Source organism: Carboxylicivirga agarovorans (assembly GCF_050589845.1).
GTDB classification, from domain to species: Bacteria; Bacteroidota; Bacteroidia; order Bacteroidales; family Marinilabiliaceae; genus Carboxylicivirga; species Carboxylicivirga agarovorans.
The window spans coordinates 64634-86940 of the sequence record NZ_JBNGPA010000008.1; the positions used below are offsets into that span (position 1 = coordinate 64634).

Annotated in this window: 22 protein-coding genes and 1 riboswitch; of the genes, 14 read left to right on the plus strand and 8 right to left on the minus strand. The window is 40.7% G+C overall.

What is annotated here, in order from left to right:
* The first annotated feature begins 54 nt into the window (after nt 1-54).
* The 14 genes from ACRD69_RS10565 (at nt 55) to ACRD69_RS10630 (ending at nt 10061) form a co-directional block, all read left to right on the plus strand.
* Nucleotides 55-675, plus strand: a complete 621-nt coding sequence (locus tag ACRD69_RS10565) for a rhodanese-like domain-containing protein (RefSeq protein ID WP_430815049.1) — start codon at nt 55-57, stop codon at nt 673-675.
* Between the two features lie 123 nt (nt 676-798).
* Nucleotides 799-936: riboswitch (molybdenum cofactor riboswitch) on the plus strand.
* A gap of 129 nt (nt 937-1065) precedes the next feature.
* The gene (locus tag ACRD69_RS10570) at nt 1066-1797 is read left to right on the plus strand and encodes a sulfite exporter TauE/SafE family protein (protein WP_430815050.1); all 732 of its coding nucleotides are present in this window, start codon (nt 1066-1068) and stop codon (nt 1795-1797) included.
* On the plus strand, nt 1797-2342 hold the full coding sequence (gene mobA, locus ACRD69_RS10575) for a molybdenum cofactor guanylyltransferase (protein ID WP_430815051.1): 546 nt from the start codon (nt 1797-1799) through the stop codon (nt 2340-2342). Before ACRD69_RS10570 ends, mobA begins: the two co-directional genes overlap by 1 nt.
* Nucleotides 2339-2869, plus strand: coding sequence for a hypothetical protein (locus tag ACRD69_RS10580; protein ID WP_430815052.1), 531 nt, complete (start codon nt 2339-2341; stop codon nt 2867-2869). The genes mobA and ACRD69_RS10580 overlap by 4 nt, the downstream gene beginning before the upstream one ends.
* A complete protein-coding gene (locus ACRD69_RS10585) occupies nt 2866-4041 on the plus strand; it encodes a molybdopterin molybdotransferase MoeA (protein WP_430815053.1) in 1176 nt (391 codons plus the stop codon). Before ACRD69_RS10580 ends, ACRD69_RS10585 begins: the two co-directional genes overlap by 4 nt.
* Nucleotides 4025-4825 carry a GTP 3',8-cyclase MoaA gene (locus ACRD69_RS10590; protein WP_430815054.1) on the plus strand — a complete coding sequence of 267 codons (801 nt, stop codon included), beginning with the start codon at nt 4025-4027 and terminating at the stop codon, nt 4823-4825. Before ACRD69_RS10585 ends, ACRD69_RS10590 begins: the two co-directional genes overlap by 17 nt.
* Nucleotides 4826-4830: 5 nt before the next feature.
* Complete coding sequence (moaC, locus tag ACRD69_RS10595) at nt 4831-5280, plus strand: cyclic pyranopterin monophosphate synthase MoaC (protein WP_430815055.1); 450 nt, start codon at nt 4831-4833, stop codon at nt 5278-5280.
* A 35-nt stretch (nt 5281-5315) separates the two neighbouring features.
* Nucleotides 5316-6242 (plus strand): molybdenum cofactor synthesis domain-containing protein, encoded by a 927-nt coding sequence (locus tag ACRD69_RS10600; protein ID WP_430815056.1) that lies wholly within the window; start codon nt 5316-5318, stop codon nt 6240-6242.
* Between the two features lie 480 nt (nt 6243-6722).
* Nucleotides 6723-7097 (plus strand): DUF1987 domain-containing protein, encoded by a 375-nt coding sequence (locus ACRD69_RS10605; RefSeq protein ID WP_430815057.1) that lies wholly within the window; start codon nt 6723-6725, stop codon nt 7095-7097.
* A 77-nt stretch (nt 7098-7174) separates the two neighbouring features.
* A complete protein-coding gene (locus ACRD69_RS10610; RefSeq protein WP_430815058.1) occupies nt 7175-7474 on the plus strand; it encodes an ArsR/SmtB family transcription factor in 300 nt (99 codons plus the stop codon).
* 59 nt (nt 7475-7533) lie between these two features.
* Nucleotides 7534-7761, plus strand: coding sequence for a thioredoxin family protein (locus ACRD69_RS10615; protein WP_430815059.1), 228 nt, complete (start codon nt 7534-7536; stop codon nt 7759-7761).
* Nucleotides 7762-7797: 36 nt separating this feature from the next.
* Nucleotides 7798-8256, plus strand: coding sequence for a nitrophenyl compound nitroreductase subunit ArsF family protein (locus ACRD69_RS10620; RefSeq protein ID WP_430815060.1), 459 nt, complete (start codon nt 7798-7800; stop codon nt 8254-8256).
* Between the two features lies 1 nt (nt 8257).
* Complete coding sequence (locus ACRD69_RS10625; RefSeq protein ID WP_430815061.1) at nt 8258-8956, plus strand: aromatic aminobenezylarsenical efflux permease ArsG family transporter; 699 nt, start codon at nt 8258-8260, stop codon at nt 8954-8956.
* 61 nt (nt 8957-9017) lie between these two features.
* On the plus strand, nt 9018-10061 hold the full coding sequence (locus ACRD69_RS10630) for a permease (RefSeq protein WP_430815062.1): 1044 nt from the start codon (nt 9018-9020) through the stop codon (nt 10059-10061).
* A 142-nt stretch (nt 10062-10203) separates the two neighbouring features.
* Here ACRD69_RS10630 and ACRD69_RS10635 read toward each other — a convergent pair whose 3' ends face one another.
* From ACRD69_RS10635 to ACRD69_RS10670, 8 genes are all read right to left on the minus strand, one after another.
* Entirely contained in the window at nt 10204-11469 is a 1266-nt protein-coding gene (locus ACRD69_RS10635) for a family 8 glycosyl hydrolase (protein ID WP_430815063.1), read from the minus strand.
* A gap of 134 nt (nt 11470-11603) precedes the next feature.
* On the minus strand, nt 11604-13388 hold the full coding sequence (locus tag ACRD69_RS10640) for a glycoside hydrolase family 9 protein (RefSeq protein ID WP_430815064.1): 1785 nt from the start codon (nt 13386-13388) through the stop codon (nt 11604-11606).
* Between the two features lie 134 nt (nt 13389-13522).
* Nucleotides 13523-14395, minus strand: coding sequence for an ROK family protein (locus ACRD69_RS10645; protein WP_430815065.1), 873 nt, complete (start codon nt 14393-14395; stop codon nt 13523-13525).
* Between the two features lie 48 nt (nt 14396-14443).
* On the minus strand, nt 14444-15304 hold the full coding sequence (locus ACRD69_RS10650; RefSeq protein ID WP_430815066.1) for an ROK family protein: 861 nt from the start codon (nt 15302-15304) through the stop codon (nt 14444-14446).
* Between the two features lie 255 nt (nt 15305-15559).
* The gene (locus tag ACRD69_RS10655) at nt 15560-18193 is read right to left on the minus strand and encodes a glycoside hydrolase family 2 protein (RefSeq protein WP_430815067.1); all 2634 of its coding nucleotides are present in this window, start codon (nt 18191-18193) and stop codon (nt 15560-15562) included.
* Nucleotides 18194-18311: 118 nt separating this feature from the next.
* Nucleotides 18312-19337, minus strand: a complete 1026-nt coding sequence (locus tag ACRD69_RS10660; RefSeq protein WP_430815068.1) for a LacI family DNA-binding transcriptional regulator — start codon at nt 19335-19337, stop codon at nt 18312-18314.
* 106 nt (nt 19338-19443) lie between these two features.
* On the minus strand, nt 19444-20739 hold the full coding sequence (locus ACRD69_RS10665) for a hypothetical protein (protein ID WP_430815069.1): 1296 nt from the start codon (nt 20737-20739) through the stop codon (nt 19444-19446).
* Between the two features lie 73 nt (nt 20740-20812).
* Nucleotides 20813-22300, minus strand: a complete 1488-nt coding sequence (locus ACRD69_RS10670; protein ID WP_430815070.1) for a RagB/SusD family nutrient uptake outer membrane protein — start codon at nt 22298-22300, stop codon at nt 20813-20815.
* Nucleotides 22301-22307: the final 7 nt, after the last annotated feature.

The window sequence follows — 22307 nt, forward strand, 5'->3', positions numbered from 1 at the left end:
TTTAGATTGATAGAACACTATCAGTTAAGGTGTAACAACTAAAAATAAGTACAGATGAAAATGAGATTAAAACTGGCCCTGGCAATTATTCCTTTGGGAATCATTATTGCAGCTGTGCCGGAAAACACAACAAGACCATATAAACTGACAGCTCCACAGCTGTTAGACGAAGTAAAAGAAGGCATTCAGTTCATTTCCACCGATGAAGTCGCTGACATGCTTGTTCAAAAGGATCCTTCTCTACAACTTATTGATGTGCGTGATAAAGACAGCTTTGATAAATATCATTTACCGGGAGCTATTAATATTCCTTTGGCGGATATTCTTTCGCCTGAAAATGAAGATTATTTGAACCAGGATGTAAAAATGAATGTGTTCTATTCCAATGGCTCTACAACGTCAAATGAAGCCTGGATGATTACGCGACAGCTTGGGTACATTAATAATTATGTGATGCAAGGTGGTTTAAATCATTACGCTGAAACCATCATGAATCCTCAAATGCCATCATCTACAAGTCCTGATGATGAATTTGCAAGGTATGATTTCAGAAAAGGTGCCAGTGCTGCTCTCGGAGGCGGTAATTTAAATGCAGCAACCGAAAATGCGCCATCAGCCCCAAAACCAACTATCAAAAAGCGACCAAAGAAGAAAAGAGTTGCCGGAGGTTGTTAAGCAATAAAAAAACTGTTGCCTTTCTTTAAACAATTAGAATGTTGTAATTTAAGGAGGTCAACAAAAAATAAGAATGCCTGCACTGTGCCTATTTGTATTCAGAGGCAGGCATTCCTTAAGTTTAAAATACATTTTCTTCGAGTAACTATTCCTAAATCAATGGACAAGGAATACTTACCGATGGGATTGATCGGAAACAATCAGTCCTCCCGATTTCTGATATTTCAGAATGACTTGGAAAGGAGAAAGGATCAAGCGATTTTCACTCAATGCATTAAGTGCCTGAACCGCATATCATATACTAATATGATATTAGCAGGTATTTATGGCCATTCATAACGAATGGTTCACCTTTCTGCTTTCATTTATTTAGTTCAATAATTAAGTACAATGGAAACAGAGTTTCTTTTTTATCTGGCAATCTTTTTCACTTCCGTCTTATACTCTTCGGTAGGACACGGTGGTGCCAGTGGCTACCTGGCCATAATGGCGTTATTTGCCATAGAGCCGGTATACATGAGAGCCTCTGCCCTCACCTTAAATATGTTTGTTGCCGGCATCTCGTTTTATCATTTCTATCGGGGTGGTCATTTCAGGTATAAACTATTATTGCCCTTTATTGCTCTTTCCATTCCCATGTCTTATATAGGAGCCAGAGTTGAGGTCAATGCCCACACTTACAAAATAATACTTGGCGTATTTTTACTGATTGCTGTTGTGCGCATGCTGTTTTTTAGCAAGGAAGAAAAAGAAACCAAAGCAATTCATGTGCCCCTTGCGCTTCTTTTAGGTGCTATTCTCGGCTTCTTCTCCGGTATGATAGGAATTGGCGGTGGAATTATCCTAAGCCCTTTACTTCTTATAATGGGTTGGGCCACCATTAAGGAAACAGCAGCCATCTCGGCAATTTTCATCTTTTTGAACTCTGCCAGCGGGATACTGGGTGTTTTAGCCCATGGTTTTGAACCTGTTAGTAGTATTTATGTATTGATAGCATTAGGCATCACAGGAAGTATGATCGGTTCCTACTTAGGTCAAAAGAAACTGACACCCCGGTACCTCATGCAGGTGCTTTCTGTTGTTTTGCTATTTGCCAGTTTTAAACTCTTTTATTTTGCCTGATGATGAATATAAGCGGAATCATATTAGCCGGAGGACTTAGTTCCCGCATGGGACAAGACAAGGGATTGCTGGAATATAAAGGGCGTGCGTTGATCGAATACAGCATTGATGCGCTTAAGCCTTTATGCACCGAAATTATCATTAGCTCCAACAATCCTGAATATGAGCAATACGGCTTAAGGGTTATTGCAGATGTACACGAAAAAACAGGGCCGATCGGTGGCCTTTATGCTTCTATTTGCGAAGCCAAAACTGATGATATTCTTGTGTGTCCATGTGACATGCCCTTTATCACCCCTGATGTTTTTCGTAAGATACTTGATGAGAAAGCTGATAGCGTCGCTGCAATAATTAAATCATCATCTGACAAGCTATACCCGACATTAGGCTATTACAATAAAAGTTGCCTGCCACTTATATTACAGCAAATAGAGCATCAGAATTATAAGCTTCAATGGCTCCTGAAAGAATTAAAAGCCAAAGCCATCAGCATTGCCGACCCCAAACAACTGTTGAACTTTAACTATCCGGAGGATATACAATGAACACGTACCCCAATATCATACTGGTTGCAGGAAATGGGCGCAATGTTGGGAAAACCCTTTTATCATGCCGAATGATCAAGCATTTATCGGAGATAACAGATGTGTATGCGGTTAAAATTTCATCACACTTTCATCCATTGGATAAAGACGCTCTTATACTTACTCAAACGGATGAATTCTGCATTGTAAAAGAAAGCTTACAAACCCGTAAAGACAGTTCGAGGATGTTAATGGCAGGAGCAACTGTTGTTTTTTACGTTCAATGTAAGAACCACAACCTGCCACATATGTTTATTTCATTAAAAAGCTACCTGCCCGACGATAAACCAGTCATAATTGAATCGGGAGGCCTGTATGATTTTATTGAACCCCGGACCTTGTATTATATTAAAGGTGAAGATACAACGAAACAAAAAAACATTCGCAAGGGCAATAATACTGTGATTTTATCGCCCGATGAAGCAACACATTTAAATATCAGGGAAGTATTTCCTCCTGAAGAATTAATCATAAGCAAACAACAATGATTCAATACGAAGAGGCAATAACAGTAATAAAACAACAGTCTGAAGTGCTTTCGGAAGAACACATCGAGCTACGAAGTGCTCTTAACAGGGTGTTGGCATCTGATGTATGTATCGACATGAACATGCCCCCATTCAATAAATCAGCTATGGATGGGTATGCCTGTCGCAGAGCTGACCTGGGCAATGAATTAAAGATAATAGAGACAATATTTGCAGGAAAGGACCCTGAAAACAAAATTGAAGAAAATGAGTGCGCCAAAATAATGACAGGAGCAGTCGTACCTGAAGGTGCAGACTGTGTGTTTATGATCGAAGATGCTGAACTGATCAATGATGCTTTTGTTCGTTGCACCAATACCTCTACAAAAAGTAACATCAGTCTGAAGGGTGAAGACGCTTTAAAGGGTGATGTTTTACTGGCAGCCAACACAAGACTTGAAGCACGGCATCTGCCGGTATTGGCAATGGCAGGCCACACAATGGTCAAGGTGTGTCGCTTAGCCAGTGTTGCTATTATAGCGAGTGGTACCGAACTAGTTGAACCCAGTGAAACACCCCAATCTTTTCAGATACGAAATTCAAACTCATCCCAATTACTCGCTCAGTTACAACAATGTGGCATTACGGCCAGCTACAAAGGCATTATTAAGGATGATGGTGACTTACTGGAAAAAAGTATCTCCATGGCCTTACAACAAAATGATGTATTGGTGCTTACCGGTGGGGTTTCAGTTGGAGAATACGACTTAATACCTGATCTGCTAAAGAAACTCGGCTATGAAATAATGGTTTCAAAAACAGCTATCCAGCCTGGAAAACCAATGGTTTTTGCCCGTAAAGGAAACAGCTATTGCTTTGGGCTTTCAGGCAACCCGGTTTCATCATATATACAGTTTGAACTGTATGTGCGCCCATTTTTATATGCACTTATGGGGCACAACTACCAGCCAACTCAACTCTCTTTGCCTGTTAGTACCGATTATTCGCGTAAAAAAGATGCCCGACTCTTATTTGCACCTGCCACTATCAATGAAAAGAGTGAAGTTGTACCCCTTAACTTTCATGGCTCGGCACACATTAATGGTTTAAGTGCAGCTCTGGTGCTGTTTGAAATACCCATTGGAACTAAAGAAATTAAGAAAGGAGATTTGGTCAATGTTAGATTCTTATAACAGAAAAATCACTTACCTGCGCGTATCTGTTACAGACCGATGTAATTTAAGATGCCGCTATTGCATGCCCGAGGAAGGAATTCAGCTGATAAAGCATGATGACGTTTTAGCCCTGGAAGAGATTGTGGAAGTGATTCGTGAAGGTGCACAAATGGGGCTTAAAAAGATACGACTGACCGGTGGTGAACCCTTGGTGAGAAAGGGCATTGTTGAGCTGGTGGAAATGATCAAACAGGTGGATGGTATCAATGAAATTACCATGACAACCAATGGAATTCTATTGAGTAAATACGCCCATGAACTTAAAAAAGCCGGATTAAACCGGGTCAATATTAGTCTTGATACCCTTAATGAGGATGAGTTCAGAAACATTACACGTACTGGTAATCTTGAGGATGTAAAAAAAGGTATCAGGGTTGCACAGGAAGCAGGCCTCACTCCCATTAAAATAAATGTGGTGAAAACTAAATTCTCCAACAAGCAGAATATTGAAGCCATTGAACAATTTTGTAACAGTGAAGGATTAAGCATTCGATATATTCATCAAATGGATCTTGAAACGGGCGACTTTTCAGTTGTTGAAGGAGGAGAAGGTGGCAACTGTCAATTATGCAACCGACTTCGATTAATGGCCAATGGAGATATTAAACCCTGTCTGTTCAGCAACAGCGGATACAATGTCAGGAAGCATGGAATCAGGGAGGCTTTTAAATTAGCACTGGGAGCCAAACCACAAGAAGGTACGATCAACCAGAATCATCAATTTTACAACATCGGAGGTTAAAAAATATGTCTGATAAATTAACACATATCAATAAAAAGGGTGAAGCCAACATGGTAGATGTCGGCGATAAACCAATACAAAAGCGTACAGCTAAAGCAACCGGCTTTATTAAGCTTCATCAAAACACCATTCAACTCATTAATAGCAATGAGATGAAGAAAGGCGATGTGCTTTCTGTTGCCCGCATCGCAGGTATTCAGGCGGCCAAACAAACGCATTTTCTTATTCCCTTGTGTCATGCCCTGCAATTATCAAAAGTCGATGTGGATTTTGAAATTCAAGCCAATGGCATTAAAGTCAACTCATTATCGCGTTGCGATGGACAAACAGGAGTAGAAATGGAAGCCTTAACCGCAGTTAATGTCGCGCTTCTTACTATCTACGACATGTGCAAAGCAGTGGACAAAGACATGGAAATGGGTCATATCCGTTTACTTGAAAAGACTAAAGTTTAAAGCCCATACAGCAATAACATTAAATGATCATGGCGATGAAGATTCAGATAAAATCAGTTAATATCTCAGAAAAAAAAGGGATTAAAAAAGTACCTCAACATAACATTACACTCGATGAAACAGGTGTTAAAGGAGATGCCCACTCAGGGCACTGGCACAGGCAGGTCAGTTTACTGGGAACCGAAAGCTACCATAAAACAGAAGAAGCATCGGGCACACAACTGAATCATGGTGACTTTGCCGAAAATATAACCACTGAAGGACTGGCTCTTCACCACTCCAATATTTTCGATCGCTTCGTCAATGATAACATTGAACTGGAAGTAACGCAAATTGGCAAAAAATGCCACAATGGTTGCGAGATCAAAGAGCTGACAGGAGATTGTGTCATGCCGAAAGAAGGTATTTTTTGCAGGGTTATTAAAGGCGGTAACTTGCAGCCGGGCGACACACTTAAATACATACCCCGTATCATTAATGTGCACATCATCACTTTAAGCGACAGAGCATTTCAGGGTATCTATGAAGATAAAAGCGGACCTTTCACTGAAAAAATACTGAGTGCTCATTTTGATGAATATAAACGTCAGTACAGCTTTAATAGAACTATTCTGCCTGATGACGAAGAACAGTTAAAAAACACGGTACTCACGTTAGTAGCGGGTGGTACAGATATAATCATAACAACGGGCGGCACTGGAATTGGTCCCCGGGATATTACACCGGACGTTATTAAACCATTGCTCGACAAAGAAATATACGGCATTATGGAAGCCATCAGGGTCAAATATGGCCTTGACAAACCCAATGCCCTGCTGAGTCGAAGTGTGGCTGGTGTTATTGGCCAAAGTCTCGTATATGTATTACCCGGCAGCCTTAAAGCCGTCAAAGAATATATGACAGAGATAAACCCAACAATAGAACATTCTTTAAGAATGTTGCACGGGATCGATGCGCATTAAAAGAAATCAAATTCTGAAGACAACAAACAGACACTGTATGTAGTGGTGATCAAACACTGCATGCTGTGGCTGTCAGGCACTGCATACTGTGGCAGTCAGACACTACTGGCACAAATTATTGGTTAAACACGTTGAACCATTAGTGCATTCCTGTTACCTGTAATGATCAAGGAATACCCATTTGCCATCATCATGATATTCAAGGATATACTACCATATCTCTTGAGACCAACAACATAAAAGACATACAGAAGGCTTATTTAGAATCAGCCTTGATATTCAAGACCAGGTTACGCCAGACATTAATTCTCATACAGGCCAGGCAAACTTACCTAACACAATACGTTATTTTATTCATAATACTTATTTATTAAGGATAAAATAACCCTATATTTTCATATTCATTGCATTACACATTATTATATTAACAAAAAATTATTAAATTAGATTTCAAGTATCACCCAGCTTAATTCACCAGATATGAAACCATTGGTACAAGAAGCAACCAACAAAACACCTTATCTGAATTTTAATCCGGATAATGGCCATATTCAGATAAGGGGGAGATCGATTCCAGAAAATCCACACATGTTGTTTGACCCCATCTTAGAATGGCTCGACACCTACTCAACAAACCCTTCGCCGGTAACCAAAGTGGAGATCAAACTGGATTATTTCAATACTATTTCATCTATTTTTTTACTCAATGTCTTCAAAAAATTAAAGGAGCTTTACATTGACAAAAACGTTACTGACATCTGTTGGTATTGTGATAAAAATGATGAAGATATGATTGAAGCAGGTGAAGATTATCAGTCGATAGTTGATATTCCAATTAATATCATCGCAGAATAAAAAGTTGTCAGTAATAGTTTGCATAAGAAAATTATTTCTACCTTTGTTCGTGTTTTTACGAACTACGAACAATACATATGGAAGTTAAACCGATTATTGACAACAAACAGAAGCAACTGGCCAGATATGCCAAAGCCCTGAGCCATCCGGTACGTATCTTTGTATTGCAAACACTTTCGCAACAATCGTGTTGCTACAGTGGCGACCTTACAGAGATATTGCCCATTGCCAAATCCACACTTTCACAGCACCTTAAAGAATTAAAAGATGCCGGTTTGATACAAGGTGAAACAGAGGCTCCCCGCATTAAGTATTGTATTAATAAAGAAAACTGGAAAGAAGCTAAAGAGCTTCTTGAAACGTTTTTTGCCCAATAAAAAAATTTAACTTATAAGTTCGTGTTTTTACGAACTACCAATAACAAAATTGAATGAATATGACTATTAAAGTATTAGGCACCGGGTGTGCAAAATGTAAATCATTAGAAGAAATAACCCGCAAAGCAGTTGAAGAAAAAGGCGTTGATGCTCAGGTTGAAAAAGTAGAAGACATTATGCAGATCATGAGTTTTGGTGTAATGACAACCCCGGCCCTGGTTATCGACGGAAAAGTTGCCATTAAAGGACGCGTACCCTCGATTGATGAAATAAAAGCATTACTATAGATTATTTACAACTAACCTTTTAATATAATTCTCATAATGAACAAGTTAATTTACACCCTATTTATTATTGCAACACTGGCTCTTACTGCAGGATGCAATACAAACAAGCAAAAAAATGAAAAAGAGACGGCTTGCTGCTCAGCCGAAAGTAAAAGTTGCTGCAGCACATCAGATCTGGTTACTCAAAGCATTGATGTTACTAAGGTAAGCGTAGTCTATTTTCACGCCACCCGTCGTTGTGCTACCTGCGAGGCTGTTGAAAAAGTAACCAAAGAAACCTTAGCCACACACTTTGATGAGTCGGTTCCTTTTTACTCTATCAACCGCGAAAAGGAGAAAGAACTGGCTAAAAAATACAATGTAGAGTGGCAAACGTTATTAGTGATAAAGGGCGACCAGGTAAAAAACCTTACCAACGAGGCTTTTTTAAATGCCCGTACCAAGCCAGAGAAGCTGGAAGAACTACTTAAGTCGACCATAGAATCAATGTCATAGTATGGAAGTACTACATAATTTATTGGAAAACTCACAACTTCCAATTCTATCGGCTTTTTTACTGGGGTTGATGACAGCGGTCAGCCCCTGCCCCCTTGCTACCAATATCACAGCCATTGGATTTATCAGTAAAGATATTGAAAGTCAAAGGCGTGTATTTGTAAATGGACTCGTATACACATTGGGACGTGCCATATCGTACACAGGACTGGGACTCATCTTCTTCTTTGGCTTGAGCCAGTTTCAGCTATCAGGCTTCTTCCAGGAATGGGGCGAGAAATTACTGGGTCCACTGCTCATAGTAATAGGTTTATTTATGCTTGGTGTCATTAAGTTGGCTATTCCGGGTCTTGATTACCTCAATGATAAACTGGAAAAGAAAGCCAGCAATGGCTATTGGGGAGCTCTTTTACTGGGTGTTGTATTTGCCCTGGCATTTTGCCCTTACAGTGGTGTACTATATTTTGGCATGCTGATACCTATGACAGTGGCCAGTGCCAGCGGACTTTATTTACCTGTTATCTTTGCCATTGCAACAGGCATACCGGTAATAATATTTGCCTGGTTAATTGCATACAGCGTGGGATCGATAGGCAACTTCTACAATAAAATGAAGAATTTTGAGCTTTGGTTTCGACGTATTATAGCTGTTGTATTCATCGGCATTGGCGTATACTTTGTTATCACCCTGCTTTTGTAAGGGTTTATAGTCATTACTTTTTTTTTGAAAATACAATTCGTCTTTTTACGAACAATATAAAATGGAACAAAAAAAGAAACAGAAATTAATTGCTGCAGTAGCAGTTATACTACCGGCATTAATAGCCCTTTATACCTACTTACAGCCATTAATTGATTATTTTACCTACCAATTATTGCCTCTTAAGCCTGAAACACATCTTGGACAGGCTATTAACTTCTTCTTTTACGACACCATCAAGATAATGATCCTGTTATTTATTATCAGTTCATTGATGGGAGTTGTTAATGCCTATTTTCCGGTTGAGCGCCTGCGTGTTTATCTGACCACTAAGAAAATGTATGGTCTGCAATATTTCTTTGCATCCTTTTTTGGGGCGGTCACGCCGTTTTGCTCGTGCTCATCTATACCATTGTTTATTGGTTTTGTACAAGGGGGCATTCCATTGGGGGTAACCTTTGCATACCTTATCACATCACCACTGGTCAATGAAGTGGCAGTTGCTATGTTTTTAGGTCTATTTGGCTGGAAAGCGACACTTATATATGCCGGAAGCGGAATCCTGCTTGGAATGGTTGGCGGCTATATTTTGGGCAAATTCAAGCTGGACAGATACCTGAGTGACTGGGTCAAGCAGATACAACAAAATGCCCAGATGGAAGCTGATCAATGGGAGGGTGAAAAAACACCATTTATCGATCGACTCCCTGCTATTATTGCCGATGGATGGGGAATTGTGCGCAAGGTATTACTCTATGTTATTATTGGGATTGCTATTGGAGCAGCCATGCATGGTTATGTCCCTGAAGATTTCTTCACGGAATATTTATCTGAAGATAAATGGTACGCCATTCCATTGGCTGTAATACTGGCGGTTCCCATGTATGCCAATGCAGCGGGAATTGTACCTGTGATACAGGTCTTTGTTGCCAAAGGTGTGCCGCTTGGCACAGCCATCGCCTTTATGATGGCTGTAGTAGGCTTGTCATTGCCTGAAGCAACATTGCTTAAAAAAGTGATGCAATGGAAATTGATAGGCATCTTCTTTGGAACAATTACCCTGTTTATCATCATACTGGGCTATTTATTCAATTGGATAATTTAAGTCAGCAGACGACAGTATAAAAAAGGAGGCAGCCACAAACGGTTACCTCCTTTTTGTTTTAGTTTATTGAAATTTTGGTAGTATTACCGATTATCTTTTAGTAACAGCATCAATTACCTTCGGTGATTTCTCCCAAGACGTTTTACTCAGCAGGATTCCACCAATTACCAGATATCAAAAGCATATTGAGCAAACCGATGGTATCCCCATAATACGATTCCTTTTCAGCCTTGATCACATCCCATCCTTTATTTAGAAATACCTGGTATTTAGGATCAACGATGGAAGCAGCTACAAAAGGAGCTGTAAAAGCATTACTTGAATAGGAATTGATGGGCCTGCCATCCAAATAATAGCCTGCTTTTATGTCGGAAGGCTCTCCATCGCTTGAAGCGATTATAAAGTCCTGCAACTTCATCATGACTCTTTTGGCATCGGCTGTTCCAAAATGTGCATAGTCAGTGCTTATACGCCATGGATATCGACAGGCATTCCAGCTGTATTCATCCGTTTCTTTATACTCATCTAAATAATATTCCGTTGCCGGCCGTGGAGACTTATTGACTATAAAATCGGGCATTAAGCCAGTGGTTGAACTGTAGTTGGTTGACAGGGCATCAATTAATTGATACACCTCGTCGGCCGCCGCAAGCCAAAATTCATCAGATGTAGCAGCATGATAGCTTCGAAAATGAGCAGTCATCCAATCCGATGAACGGCTTGAATAATTGTTGGTATCCCAGTCGCCCAGCATCGAACGCTTTGATATGCTTGACATATCACTTTGCCTGACACCTTTACTGATCATTGTCCGGGCTTTCTCCAAATAATTGATGGCACCTTCAGAGCCCCACTGTTTATCAGCCAGCAGCAAGGCATATGCTATATCCATATCCCCATCGGTGGCGCTGCCTTTATCGTATCGGCTTTCTTCGGTCTTATGAATAAGCCATGACATGCACTCAGGATTTCCGGTACTTCGATGTTTGTCAAACATATTAAGCATGCCATCAAAATACTTTTGGGCATCAGCAATCCGGCCTGCCATTAAAGCAAAAATTATCATCCCATAACCATGAGCTTCTGAGGTTGTAATCTCGTTTCCATCTCCCCCGGTCCCCAGCATTTTTACATAATAGCCTCCACCCGGAGTTGTTCCGTTTGATTCACGCACATAGCTCCTCAACCAATGATAATAATAGTCTATAATATCCTGGTTCATTTGCCCTTGTGAAATATGATTGGGTTTTATACAGTTATTGAAGGCTATTGCCTGAGGAAAGGGTTTTAAAGCCTCCAATGGTGCATGTACAAATTCTTTCCTTTGTTCTGGTCTCTTTTCATGATCATTACCTTCACATGAATACAGGCTAAAGGAAATGAAAGCAATGAGTAATAAATATCGCATAACAGGGGTTTTAAAAAGGCGGAACATCTATTTGTTAATATTCCGCCTTCCAATCTAAAGGTTTGTGTATATTAATAATAATCAGGTAATACATAGAATGCTACCATTAGTCTCAATAGCATAAGCGATCACTATCACCGGGAAGCTGTATATGCTATAGCAGGAATCATCCATCCGCCATGTTGCAGCCATTGCTCAGACCAGCGCCAGCGTTGTGCCGGATCATTATCATATGGCAAGGGTCGAAATGCGATATCACTTTCATCATCAAAACCTCCGGTTATACCATTACATATCCCTCCCAGGTAATTCATTGACTTACCATCTTCTTTATAATCCGGATTATTACGACCGGCACCATGCAGCATACATACATTATACGGATTAAGGCCCAATACCCAGTTGATCTGGTCATATGCCAGGTTAACGGCTGCAAGCTTCACTTTGTCATCTAACACATTCTGTGCTTTAAACATAGCCGTTGCCAATGAAGCCAGACGTGCATTTTCACCCTGCCACCAGTAAGCGGTCTCGTTTTTATGCGGAATAAAGAATGCCGAACGTGGCTTATCTTCGTTAACAGCTTTAACATACTGACGGGCATAACCAAAAGGATTTATTACCTCATTGGTAATAGCCAGTTCGTAAGCTACTGATCTGTTTACAAATCCCTTGGCAAGTGTAAGTCTCTCCTTATCGGTTTCAATGCCCATATAGTGCATCATGGCTATCACGGGAAGCCCAGCTTCAGCGCCATGAAAATAGGGCCGTTGCCCTGTATCATCGGCTCGTAACCAATTATTAAAATTAGTATCACTTGTTAAACGCTGATTTAATGATTCGGCACGCATACGAGCGTCATTAAGATATGCGGGCTTCTTAGTGACCTTATACAATTCTATGGCTGCCATCAAGGCACAATAGTCGTCAATTATATTCTCCTTACCATCATCACAATACGTCAGATTATTGACTTTAAGATGGGCATACCCCTTCTCGGCAAGCTGCAAATAAGTTTGGGCAGAGTACTCACCACTTACATTAGCATGAGCGCAACGGGCCAAAGCAGCAATAGCCATTCCTCCTCCCTCACGGAAAGCTGCCTGGTAACGATCGTTTCTTTTCCCATCCTGTCCTTCATAGGCACAAATTTGCCTTTGCTCAGGATCTTTTGTCCATCCGGCAAATACTGTTGCATAGAAATATCCTTCCTCATCCTGAATACGCACCAGGTAGTCAGCACCATAGGCGGCTTCAGTTTTTAAATCGCTTACAATCGTATTATGGTCAGCTAATTTAGCTGACTCAATAACATCAACAGCTTCAAGCATATTCCATACCATCATTGGAAGCTGTTGTGGCGTCATATAGTTGGAGAAACTTAAATGACTCAAATATTTCCCCTTCTCACCCGAAGCATCATACCATCCGCCACTGACATCAACCACATCATCACGCTCTCCATAGAACGACAATGCCTTATCTTTAGCATTGTACGGATCGATGCATCGCTGCAACTGAAACGCCTTTGTTAATAATGGTAATACATCATTGGCTAAAGATTCTTCAAAAATGGTAAAGGGTTCAGAGCTTAAGGTCGTCCCGTCAATATGGGCAACAAGGGTAAAAGTTCCCGTTTGCATTACTTCAGTAAATACAGCTCTATAGGCATAACCGGTGTGCCAGTTATCAACCTGACCTCCTTTGTTAAACTGACCTGAATAAACTTCATGTCCTTCCTTATCAAGCACAATGAATTTTTCGGGTTCGATCATTGATTTAGTTTGTAGCACAGCCACCTTAGAGGCCTGCTTATGGTAGCCAAGGTGATTGATCAACACATCACCTTCCACAAGTTTATTACTTGTACATGCCATTAAAAGGGCACTGAAAATCATAAAAATGAAGGACTTATTCATAAGTAATATTTAAAGGTTTATCTTAAAATTCCTCAAACAAAGGCATGTAGCCGCCTAAAACGAACCTACTTAAAGGCTCATTATCAATACTTTTATCAAACTTTCCTTAGTTAATCGGTCTTATTTCTGATGCATTATTTGGAAATGGCGTCGTAATACAAAGCAGCAGCTCCCAGCACAGCAATATCAGGTTGCTCACTTACTTCGATCTTTAGTTTCTCAACTGTTTTCTCATATTGAAACTTCCGCACCACTTTCCACATAAACTCTTCGAAATAAGGGAAAAAGCGACTTATACTACCGCCAATAACAATACACTCGGGGTCATATGCATATAAAATAGTTTTTATGGCCTGTCCAAAATCAAAGCCAAATTGCTCCAGAATTGCCAAAGCAATTTTATCATCTTTTTTAGCTCGTCTGAAAAGTACATCAGGCTTTAAACCATACTTGGTTTCAAAATACTGCGTTGTACAATAGTGCTCGTAATTATGATCGCGATATGGGATGCAACCAAACTCACCCGCCCCACAATTAGTTCCTGAATAAAGGTGATTGTTGGTAATAACCCCACAACCCAATCCAATGCCAGCCACTACACCAACCACATTGGCAAACTTTTTGGCCTTACCAAAGTACTTTTCTCCAATGGCAAAGCAGTTGGCATCATTATTTACGTAGACGCCTACCTTGTAACGATCTGACAGTAAATCGCCCAAATGTACTTCACGCCATGAGGGCATGTGCTCAACATTGTAAACTATACCTTTTGATACATCAACAAGACTGGGAACACCGATACCAATACCACCCACATCTTCATTAAAAACCTGATCAATGGCTTCCATTATCTCCTTCAGAATAACTTCTTCTGAATTATGATTGTCAATCTCAAGTGCCAGTGAAGCCTCAACAATATTATTTCTAACACGACCAACACGCAGGTTTTTACCACCAAGGTAAACACCCACAGCACATTGGTTTTGAACGGTCATATCTTGTAACATATCTTAATAATTGTAGTTATACCAAATTTACAATAAAATAAACAGGTATTATTCATCAGTTGCTGCATCAACATACAAAGCAGCGGCACCTAAAATAGCAATTTCCTTGACGACAGACGGTACAATGACAAAATTTTCAAGTACAAAACCAAATGGGAAAGTAGATATCTCCTTCCACATGGCATCCTTGTAATATTCATATGACCTGGAAACTGAACCACCCAGGACAATCGCGTTGGGATCAACAGCCAACAGTATATTTTTGATGGCCTTCCCAAGATGCGTACCGTACTCGGCAAAAATCCCCAAGGCTGTTTCATCGCCTTCAGAAGCGCGTTGTGCCAACTCACCTCCACTAACATTAAACACATTTTCAAAAAACTGACCACTACAATAGTATTCATAATCATGATCAAGGTAAGGCATCATACCAAACTCTCCTGCTCCACAATTCTGATCAGGAAGCAAATGCCCTTTCTTTATTATACCACCTCCAAGGCCTGTTCCGGTTATCAGTCCAACAAAGTCAGTATACTCCTTCCCTGCACCGTAAACTCGTTCTCCTACCGCAAAGCAATTTGCATCATTATTGATATACACCGGCAGATTAAATTCCTTTTCAAGAATATCTTTCAATGGTATCTTCTTCCACGATGGAATATTCTGAACATCATAAACAACGCCGCTAACTGATTTTACCAGGCTGGGCACTCCAACTCCTATTCCTTCAACTTCAGGAGTGATTACTTCTTTGATGGTCGATATCAAGGCCTCGGTAACCTCGGATGCAACATCTGTTTTTGGAACCAAACAAGAAGACACCTTCTGAATCTTATCACCTGTAACAAGTCCGGCTCTCATGTTTGTTCCCCCAAGATCAACTCCAATTATTGTTCTTAATTGTTCCATTTTTATCATTTCGTCGTTATGTTCGCCATAATATGGCTTCTAATCGCATTCTCTCTCAAAAAATGCGATAAAAGGTTTATCTCTCAGTAATTATTTATCTTTAACCTGAAGCACTTTGCAAAAAGGCTAAAGTAAAGAAGCCGGCTTCTTCTTTAGGTCGGGTTTTGATTGCGTGTTGAATTACCGGCTTCTTTTACTTAACTACTCAAACTCTGTAAAAACGCTATTTCAGAGATTTAAAAAATCTTACCAGCATTATTTAATATTCCAACCCTCGATCCTATACTCAACATTCTCTGGTAATTTGTCGCTGGCAATCTTTGCTGTAATGGTTTTTGTCTCATTCGGCATCAGACTCACATAATTATCATCCCAGAACACAGGCACAACCAGTTCATTCGTTTGTTTATCAAGCACCGCAACTTCAATAAAGAAGGCGATCTTATCTGACTTATTTTCCAATTGACACTCAAACAGCGTATAATCTCCGTCAACTGTCTTTTTCCATGACTCGGCAACATTAGCTGACGGCATATCATTGATGCCAGTCAGGTTGGCATAATCTTTAGGCGGCGTATAAACCCAGGTTGTTTCTTCAAACTTCATTTCGTCAGCCTTGGTCGATAACCAATAGAAATTATCAGCTACCAATTCATCAGCAGTATTAACTAACTCCAGGTTTACGAAATATGTTTCGCCGATACCTTCAAGTTCAGGCAACTCATAGGCCACACCTGAAGAATGTGCCTCTAAGCTCAATGCCACTTTTTCATTTAACAATACCTTTGAATGCAAGTCGTATACTTCCACATGCAGACTCAAATCATTCATATTATTATTGTAATCATTGACCCAGTACACCTTATTATCCTTGTAGTTATAAACGGCATTAAGCGGTTGACAGGCCTTCTTAGTTCCGTAAAAAGCACCGTTGGGCACCAGGTAGTAATCGTATAGTTGCCAGAACATTTCAGGCCAGGCGGAGTTAAGCATCCATTGAATGACACCAGTAGCCTTGAATTTATTAGCCTGAAAAGCTTCAAACATAGGGCGAATGGCTTCATAGTTGGAAATTTGCGACTTAAAGGCAAACTCCTCAACACCATTAGCTTCACCATAACGCCTATTAAATGAATTCAGATAACGATCCAATGAGCCAAACTGATGTCGGCCGCAATGAAAATTCCACATATCATTAATGGGCCATAATTTATCCTTGGGGATCATCTTTTTGATACTTTCCAATGGAGGCACCTGAGGCCCGGGACCGGTTTCTGTGTTGAAGCCATAAGCACCACCTGCAATTGTATCAATATACCAGTAAACAGGAGGAACATAACCATATGGTCCTAACATCTTAACGCCGGTTGAACCACTTACTTCACTGTGATTGTAATGATCCGTACCAAAATCCTGGTATTTACATGCCGCCAGTATCGGTCGTGAATCATCAACCCCGGTGATATAGGTATTTAATTTGGCTTCCAACTCAGGTACAGGTAGTTTATCACTACCAAAAACCCATAAATAAACGCTCGGATGGTTGCGTAAATAGAGAACCTGGTCACGGTAAGACAACGCATGGCGTTCAATCTCTTCTTCACCTGTGATGGCCATATAATGCGTCTCAGGTCGTCCGCAATATGCCTCCCATTCCCAGTGACAGCTCCAACCGATCATAATTAACAAGCCATTTTCATCTGCTGCATCATATATGGTTTTGTCTCTGCCCCAAAAACCTTCCAGACGGATACAATTCAGGTTCATATGCTTCACATATTCCACCTGTGCGATCACCTTCTCTTTACTATCTGCCAAGAACATATCATCAACCCAGCCGGCACCTTTAATTGTTAATGGCTTACCGTTGACTTTCCATCCTTTATGCCCTTCTTCATTTATAAACTGCTCAATTTCGCGAATACCAAAACGTGTGTCTATACGTTGCGACACTTTTCCTTTTACCTCAGCACTAACGACCATTGAATACATGTCAGGTTCCCCAAGGTTATTAGGCCACCAAAGCTTTGCATTTTTAACATTCAGTTTCGCATCATCTTCAGGAGTGATAGTAACATCCCTTGATTCTCCGGCTTTTAGTTCAAACTCTTTACTCACAAGACCAATTCCGGCTATTTCAGCCTTAATAGTTACCTTTTCTGTGTTTGCAGAATGGTTGGTCACCAACGTTGTAAGGGTCAATGCGGCATCCGTCCAGTTGTCCCGGTTTAGTTTAGTAGTTACAAAAGGAGATTCAATTGACACCTCAGCACTCTTTATCAACTCTACACCACGCCACAATCCCATATTCTGGTCAGGTGCTGCCGGATTCCAATCCACAAAACCTATCGTCAAATCTCCTCTTACCGGTGGAATAATTTCAACCGCAATGGCATTTTTGCCTTCAGTAACATAGTTACTCACATTAAACGTCCATCGGCTAAATGGCCCTTCAACCATATTAACATCAGCAATTTGCTGCCCATTCACCCAAATATTAGCCTTATAATTCAATCCCTCAAACCGCAATTGATAATTACCATCTTTATCAAGATCATGAATCTCAAATACCTTTCGATACCACCAGGCCTGCTTAAAACGTGTGTTGTCTATTTTATCAATATTATCCCCCATAAAAAGGTCAGGGTATTCCCCACTTTCCCTTAGTATTGTCATTACAGTGGCAGGTATATCTCCTTTAATCCAATCCATCTGTTGATAAGATGGCATGCTTAAATGCGAACCTCCATCATTGACTTTGTCAGTTGACTGTATCGACCAATCAGAGTTTAACTCCTGTATGTAATTGTCGCTTTCGTGCACATGACAACTCATCATGGATAACACGAAAATGCCACAAATCCAATTCATTAATACTGTTAGTTTCATTTGCAATATTTTTTGGTTTGAAGCAAAGATGCACAAATAATGCAATCTATGCAAGCGGTTGCATATTTTTATGCAAGACAAATATTCACACCGGCAATTCAATAAATAATACCTACAACTAGTGTTTAAATGAAGAGTTTCGAATAAGCAACTGAATAGGCTTAAGGGTAATTGAACTATCTACTTTGCCTTCCTTGATGCATTCGATCAACTTCTCTACAGCAGATCTACCCATATCGTAACCAGGCATATCAACTGCCGACAAGGATGGCGTTACAAACTCGTTACATCGTTCATTACCCAGCGAAATAATAGATAATTCTTCCGGCAACTTAAGACCAGACGCCTTGGCCGAGGCGGCTATAATTAAACCAGCCGAAGCACTTGCAGCAACTATTCCATCGGGTTTTTCGGGCAGGTTTAGCCATATGCGCACAGCTTCACGGGCATCCTGCTCCGACAGATCACTTGATAATAAGAACTGAGACAAGAGTGGCAGACCATTCTTAGCCAGGGCATCTTTATAACCCTCAATACGATCACTGAACACCTTTGATGATGTTACACCCCCCAAATGAGCAATTCGTTTACAACCAAGGTTTATCAGGTGTTCAGTCGCAGCATAGGCAGCCTCATAATTATCAACAACAATCTTTGGACCGGGAACCGCATAACTAACCCTGTCGAACATAGCAACAGGAATGCCTTTCTTTGCAAAAACATCAAAATGACTTACATCTTTGGTTTCCATTGTCAAACAACAAACCAAACCATCGACCCGGGCTGAATTCATTACGCGAGTCATTTCCTTTTCCTGCTGAACACTTTCATTGGTTTGGCAAATAATAACATTATAGCCTTTATCACGCGCCTTCTCCTGAATGCCGCTCAATGCCTGTGCAAAAAACTGCGAACCTATATTGGGAATGATCACACCAATAACATTGGTTTTGTTCTTCGAAAGACTTGACGCCACCAAATTGAGCTCATAACCCAAATCCTGCGCCACAGCCTTCACCTTCTTCTTGGTTGCCTCACTGATCTTTGCATTATCATTCAATGCACGTGAAACAGTTGAAGGGGAAATATTAAGCTCTTTTGCAATATCATTGATCGTTATTTCGCGTTTTTCTTTTGATGACATGGTCCTACAGTTAGTTATTACGGCAAAATAATAAAAAACATGCGTATTAAACTAAATCCAATACTTAATAAATGGGCTGACATAAGTGCCAGCCCTGTTTTTTTTATTATTCTACGGGCTTAAAAATCCATGCCCAACCATAATCATGCGCGCCTCCGTTTGCCGGCGAATGATCCTGCCAGATAAACAACTGCTCATCATCAACACTTTGAACAATATACCTGCCAGTTGCAGCCACATCCAAATCGATGTTTGAATCCGCATCTGCATCCGGATTACGTACCTCATGGTTAGGCACATAAGCATTATTCAACGTCAACTCTCCGGTTTTAATGTTAAATTCATAAGTACCTGCTTCCACTTCCGCACCCGATCCATCAAAACGAGTATAATTAAACTCCAGGTCAAACTTGATCGTATGGTCATATTCCGGAATCGACTCCAAAGTTGAATATGGCGTCCACCACGATTCTTCATGGTTCGTAGGCGATGTCATATAACATGCTCCCAATGACTTAGAATCATTATCAAAGGCCCAGGTTCTTCCACCCTCTCCTACTTCACCGGCTAGCTTATACAACGGATTATTTGCAGGTGGCACCAGATCACGCGCTTTAAATTTCCAGGCCCATGAATAACCCATCGTTGGATGCTCCTGCCACAACAATAACTCATAATCACTTAATACCTGGATCTTATAAGCTCCACCAGCTGCAATATCAGGATCGATATTCGGATCGTCAAAATTAGGAATTGCGGCATTGTTGATCTTTATCGTTAAAGCCTCATGATCAAGCGTAAAACTACCTTCTTCAGCTATAACATCTTTGGTTTCAAAGCGTGTAAAATTGAACCCCCCATCCAGATCAAATTTGATTTCATTCAATAAGTCCGGTAAATCCTCAGCCGTTCCATCACCAACAGTATACGGATTCCACCAAAACACAGTCCAGTCAACAGGATCGGTCATGTAGGAAACATCACCACCTGGTTCCTCCTGCGCCCACACCCAGTACTTACCATTATCCTCTTTCTCTCCACAAAGCATTACATACTCAGGGATACCGAACACCATATCCGGATTACTTTCCGGAACATTAACCGAACCTGTTCCGGAAGACTGACCTTTTCCATTCATCGCCACAATCTCAAAGCCATAATCTCCTTCAAGAGGATAAAAGCATTGAACGCTGGTTCCTTGCAATAAGGTACCATCATCAAAAATCCAGTTTACATTAAAAACTGTTTCGTCATTGATCGTCAGAATCGGCTGATTAGGATCTGTCGCATCAACCGTAAATTCAAGAGCCGGTAATTCTGCGGGCTGCTCGCGAAGCTCCACCTCGGGCGTACATGCCACAACAGCAACAAGCAAGGTAAATAGATATATTAATTTCTTCATTTTCTTAGTATTTGAAATTACTTGGATGCAAAGCCAATGGAAAAGCCATCGACTTTGCCAAATCATGATAGTATTAGTAAGGATTTTGTTCCAAATTAGGATTCAAACCAATTTCTCCCTGGGGAATTGGCATATAACGCTTGTTATCACTATAACCAGCCATTAAGTTACCTCTTCCGGTACGCACCAAGTCCCAATAACGGTGACCTTCCATTGCCAATTCAACACGACGTTCGTGATATACCGCATCCAGGCCATCTGTATTTGTTGTAGGATCCAGACCTGCCCGAGTCCTTACTTCATTCACTCCATACTGCCAATCGCCTCCTACATGAGCATTGGCTTCAGCATTCCACAACAACAAGTCCGCATAACGGATAGCCCGCCAGTTATTTGGCGAATCAGACATACCGTTGCGCTCACTTTTAGGAATATAGTATTTCCTTGAATGGTAAACTTTCTGCGTATATCCTATACCATTGATATGCTGCGTACAGATAACTTCCTCATCATCTGTCCCTTCCCAAAGCACATCACCATCATCAATCAGGGTATAATCACGACGCAAGTCTCCTTCTTCATACTCATCATATAAATTCTGCGTTGGCAGGTTAAAACCCCAGCCCCAGCCGCTTTCTATTTCACCTTTACCATTATATAACTGTCGGCTACCCTGGTAAATTGCAGTTACATTACCTTCATTATCATCACCCCAGTTGTCATCACCGGTAATAAATGAATACTGTATTTCAAAGATGGACTCTTTTCCGTTTTCTGCAGCAGCGGTGAAAACATCGGCATAGTTATCTTCCAGATCATACCAGTCATACTCGTCTATAAACTTTTGAGACAAGTCAGCAGCCTCACTCCACTTAGCCTGAAAAACATACATTTTCACTAAAAATGCTTCTGCAGCACCTTTGGTCACACGCCCCATCTCATCCGCATTTAACTCTGGCTTTGTTGGCAGGTCCGGAGCAGCCTCTTTAAGATCTTTTTCAATTTGCGCATAGACTTCTTCAACAGTATTTCGGGGTTCAGTAAACTCCGATGGCTGAAGCACTTTATTAACAATCGGCACACCACCAAAAACCTTTAATAAGTGAAAATGATACCAGGCGCGTAAAAATTTAGCTTCTGCAATATAACGCTTCTGAACCCCGGCAGATATGTTTTCATTCTCCTGAATACCGGCAATTAATTTGTTAGCACGGGCAATACCCACATAAGGCTCTGTCCAGCGCCCCGCCAAAATTGAATTTTCAGCATTCGCTCTAAAATCCTTTAAATCCTGACACTCAGCCCAGTCACTAGGCCCCTCTCCACCCTTTTCAGCATCATCAGACACAATATCTCCAATCATCCATTCGTGAATTTGGGTGTAGTTATAACGCGCCAATGGATCATATGCCCCAACCAGGGCATCATATGCAGCCGCATCAGAACTAAAGAATGATTCATCTGAAATGTTTGGCGCTGGTGTATCCAGTAAACTTTCAGAACAGGCCACAAACAAAGCTATAAAAGCTATAGCAGATGTTAATATATTTAATTTCTTCATTTTTCTA

Bases quoted from the DNA above. Each gene is read 5' to 3' on its own strand.
- ACRD69_RS10630 (WP_430815062.1), top strand. From the start codon at position 9,018: ATGGAACAAAAAAAGAAACAGAAATTAATTGCTGCAGTAGCAGTTATA.
- mobA (WP_430815051.1), top strand. From the start codon at position 1,797: ATGATGAATATAAGCGGAATCATATTAGCCGGAGGACTTAGTTCCCGC.
- ACRD69_RS10615 (WP_430815059.1), top strand. From the start codon at position 7,534: ATGACTATTAAAGTATTAGGCACCGGGTGTGCAAAATGTAAATCATTA.
- ACRD69_RS10645 (WP_430815065.1), bottom strand. From the start codon at position 14,395: ATGTTACAAGATATGACCGTTCAAAACCAATGTGCTGTGGGTGTTTAC.
- ACRD69_RS10670 (WP_430815070.1), bottom strand. From the start codon at position 22,300: ATGAAGAAATTAAATATATTAACATCTGCTATAGCTTTTATAGCTTTG.
- ACRD69_RS10580 (WP_430815052.1), top strand. From the start codon at position 2,339: ATGAACACGTACCCCAATATCATACTGGTTGCAGGAAATGGGCGCAAT.
- ACRD69_RS10655 (WP_430815067.1), bottom strand. From the start codon at position 18,193: ATGAAACTAACAGTATTAATGAATTGGATTTGTGGCATTTTCGTGTTA.
- moaC (WP_430815055.1), top strand. From the start codon at position 4,831: ATGTCTGATAAATTAACACATATCAATAAAAAGGGTGAAGCCAACATG.
- ACRD69_RS10585 (WP_430815053.1), top strand. From the start codon at position 2,866: ATGATTCAATACGAAGAGGCAATAACAGTAATAAAACAACAGTCTGAA.
- ACRD69_RS10590 (WP_430815054.1), top strand. From the start codon at position 4,025: ATGTTAGATTCTTATAACAGAAAAATCACTTACCTGCGCGTATCTGTT.
- ACRD69_RS10650 (WP_430815066.1), bottom strand. From the start codon at position 15,304: ATGGAACAATTAAGAACAATAATTGGAGTTGATCTTGGGGGAACAAAC.
- ACRD69_RS10620 (WP_430815060.1), top strand. From the start codon at position 7,798: ATGAACAAGTTAATTTACACCCTATTTATTATTGCAACACTGGCTCTT.
- ACRD69_RS10565 (WP_430815049.1), top strand. From the start codon at position 55: ATGAAAATGAGATTAAAACTGGCCCTGGCAATTATTCCTTTGGGAATC.
- ACRD69_RS10610 (WP_430815058.1), top strand. From the start codon at position 7,175: ATGGAAGTTAAACCGATTATTGACAACAAACAGAAGCAACTGGCCAGA.
- ACRD69_RS10570 (WP_430815050.1), top strand. From the start codon at position 1,066: ATGGAAACAGAGTTTCTTTTTTATCTGGCAATCTTTTTCACTTCCGTC.
- ACRD69_RS10660 (WP_430815068.1), bottom strand. From the start codon at position 19,337: ATGTCATCAAAAGAAAAACGCGAAATAACGATCAATGATATTGCAAAA.
- ACRD69_RS10605 (WP_430815057.1), top strand. From the start codon at position 6,723: ATGAAACCATTGGTACAAGAAGCAACCAACAAAACACCTTATCTGAAT.
- ACRD69_RS10625 (WP_430815061.1), top strand. From the start codon at position 8,258: ATGGAAGTACTACATAATTTATTGGAAAACTCACAACTTCCAATTCTA.
- ACRD69_RS10640 (WP_430815064.1), bottom strand. From the start codon at position 13,388: ATGAATAAGTCCTTCATTTTTATGATTTTCAGTGCCCTTTTAATGGCA.
- ACRD69_RS10600 (WP_430815056.1), top strand. From the start codon at position 5,316: ATGAAGATTCAGATAAAATCAGTTAATATCTCAGAAAAAAAAGGGATT.
- ACRD69_RS10665 (WP_430815069.1), bottom strand. From the start codon at position 20,739: ATGAAGAAATTAATATATCTATTTACCTTGCTTGTTGCTGTTGTGGCA.
- ACRD69_RS10635 (WP_430815063.1), bottom strand. From the start codon at position 11,469: ATGCGATATTTATTACTCATTGCTTTCATTTCCTTTAGCCTGTATTCA.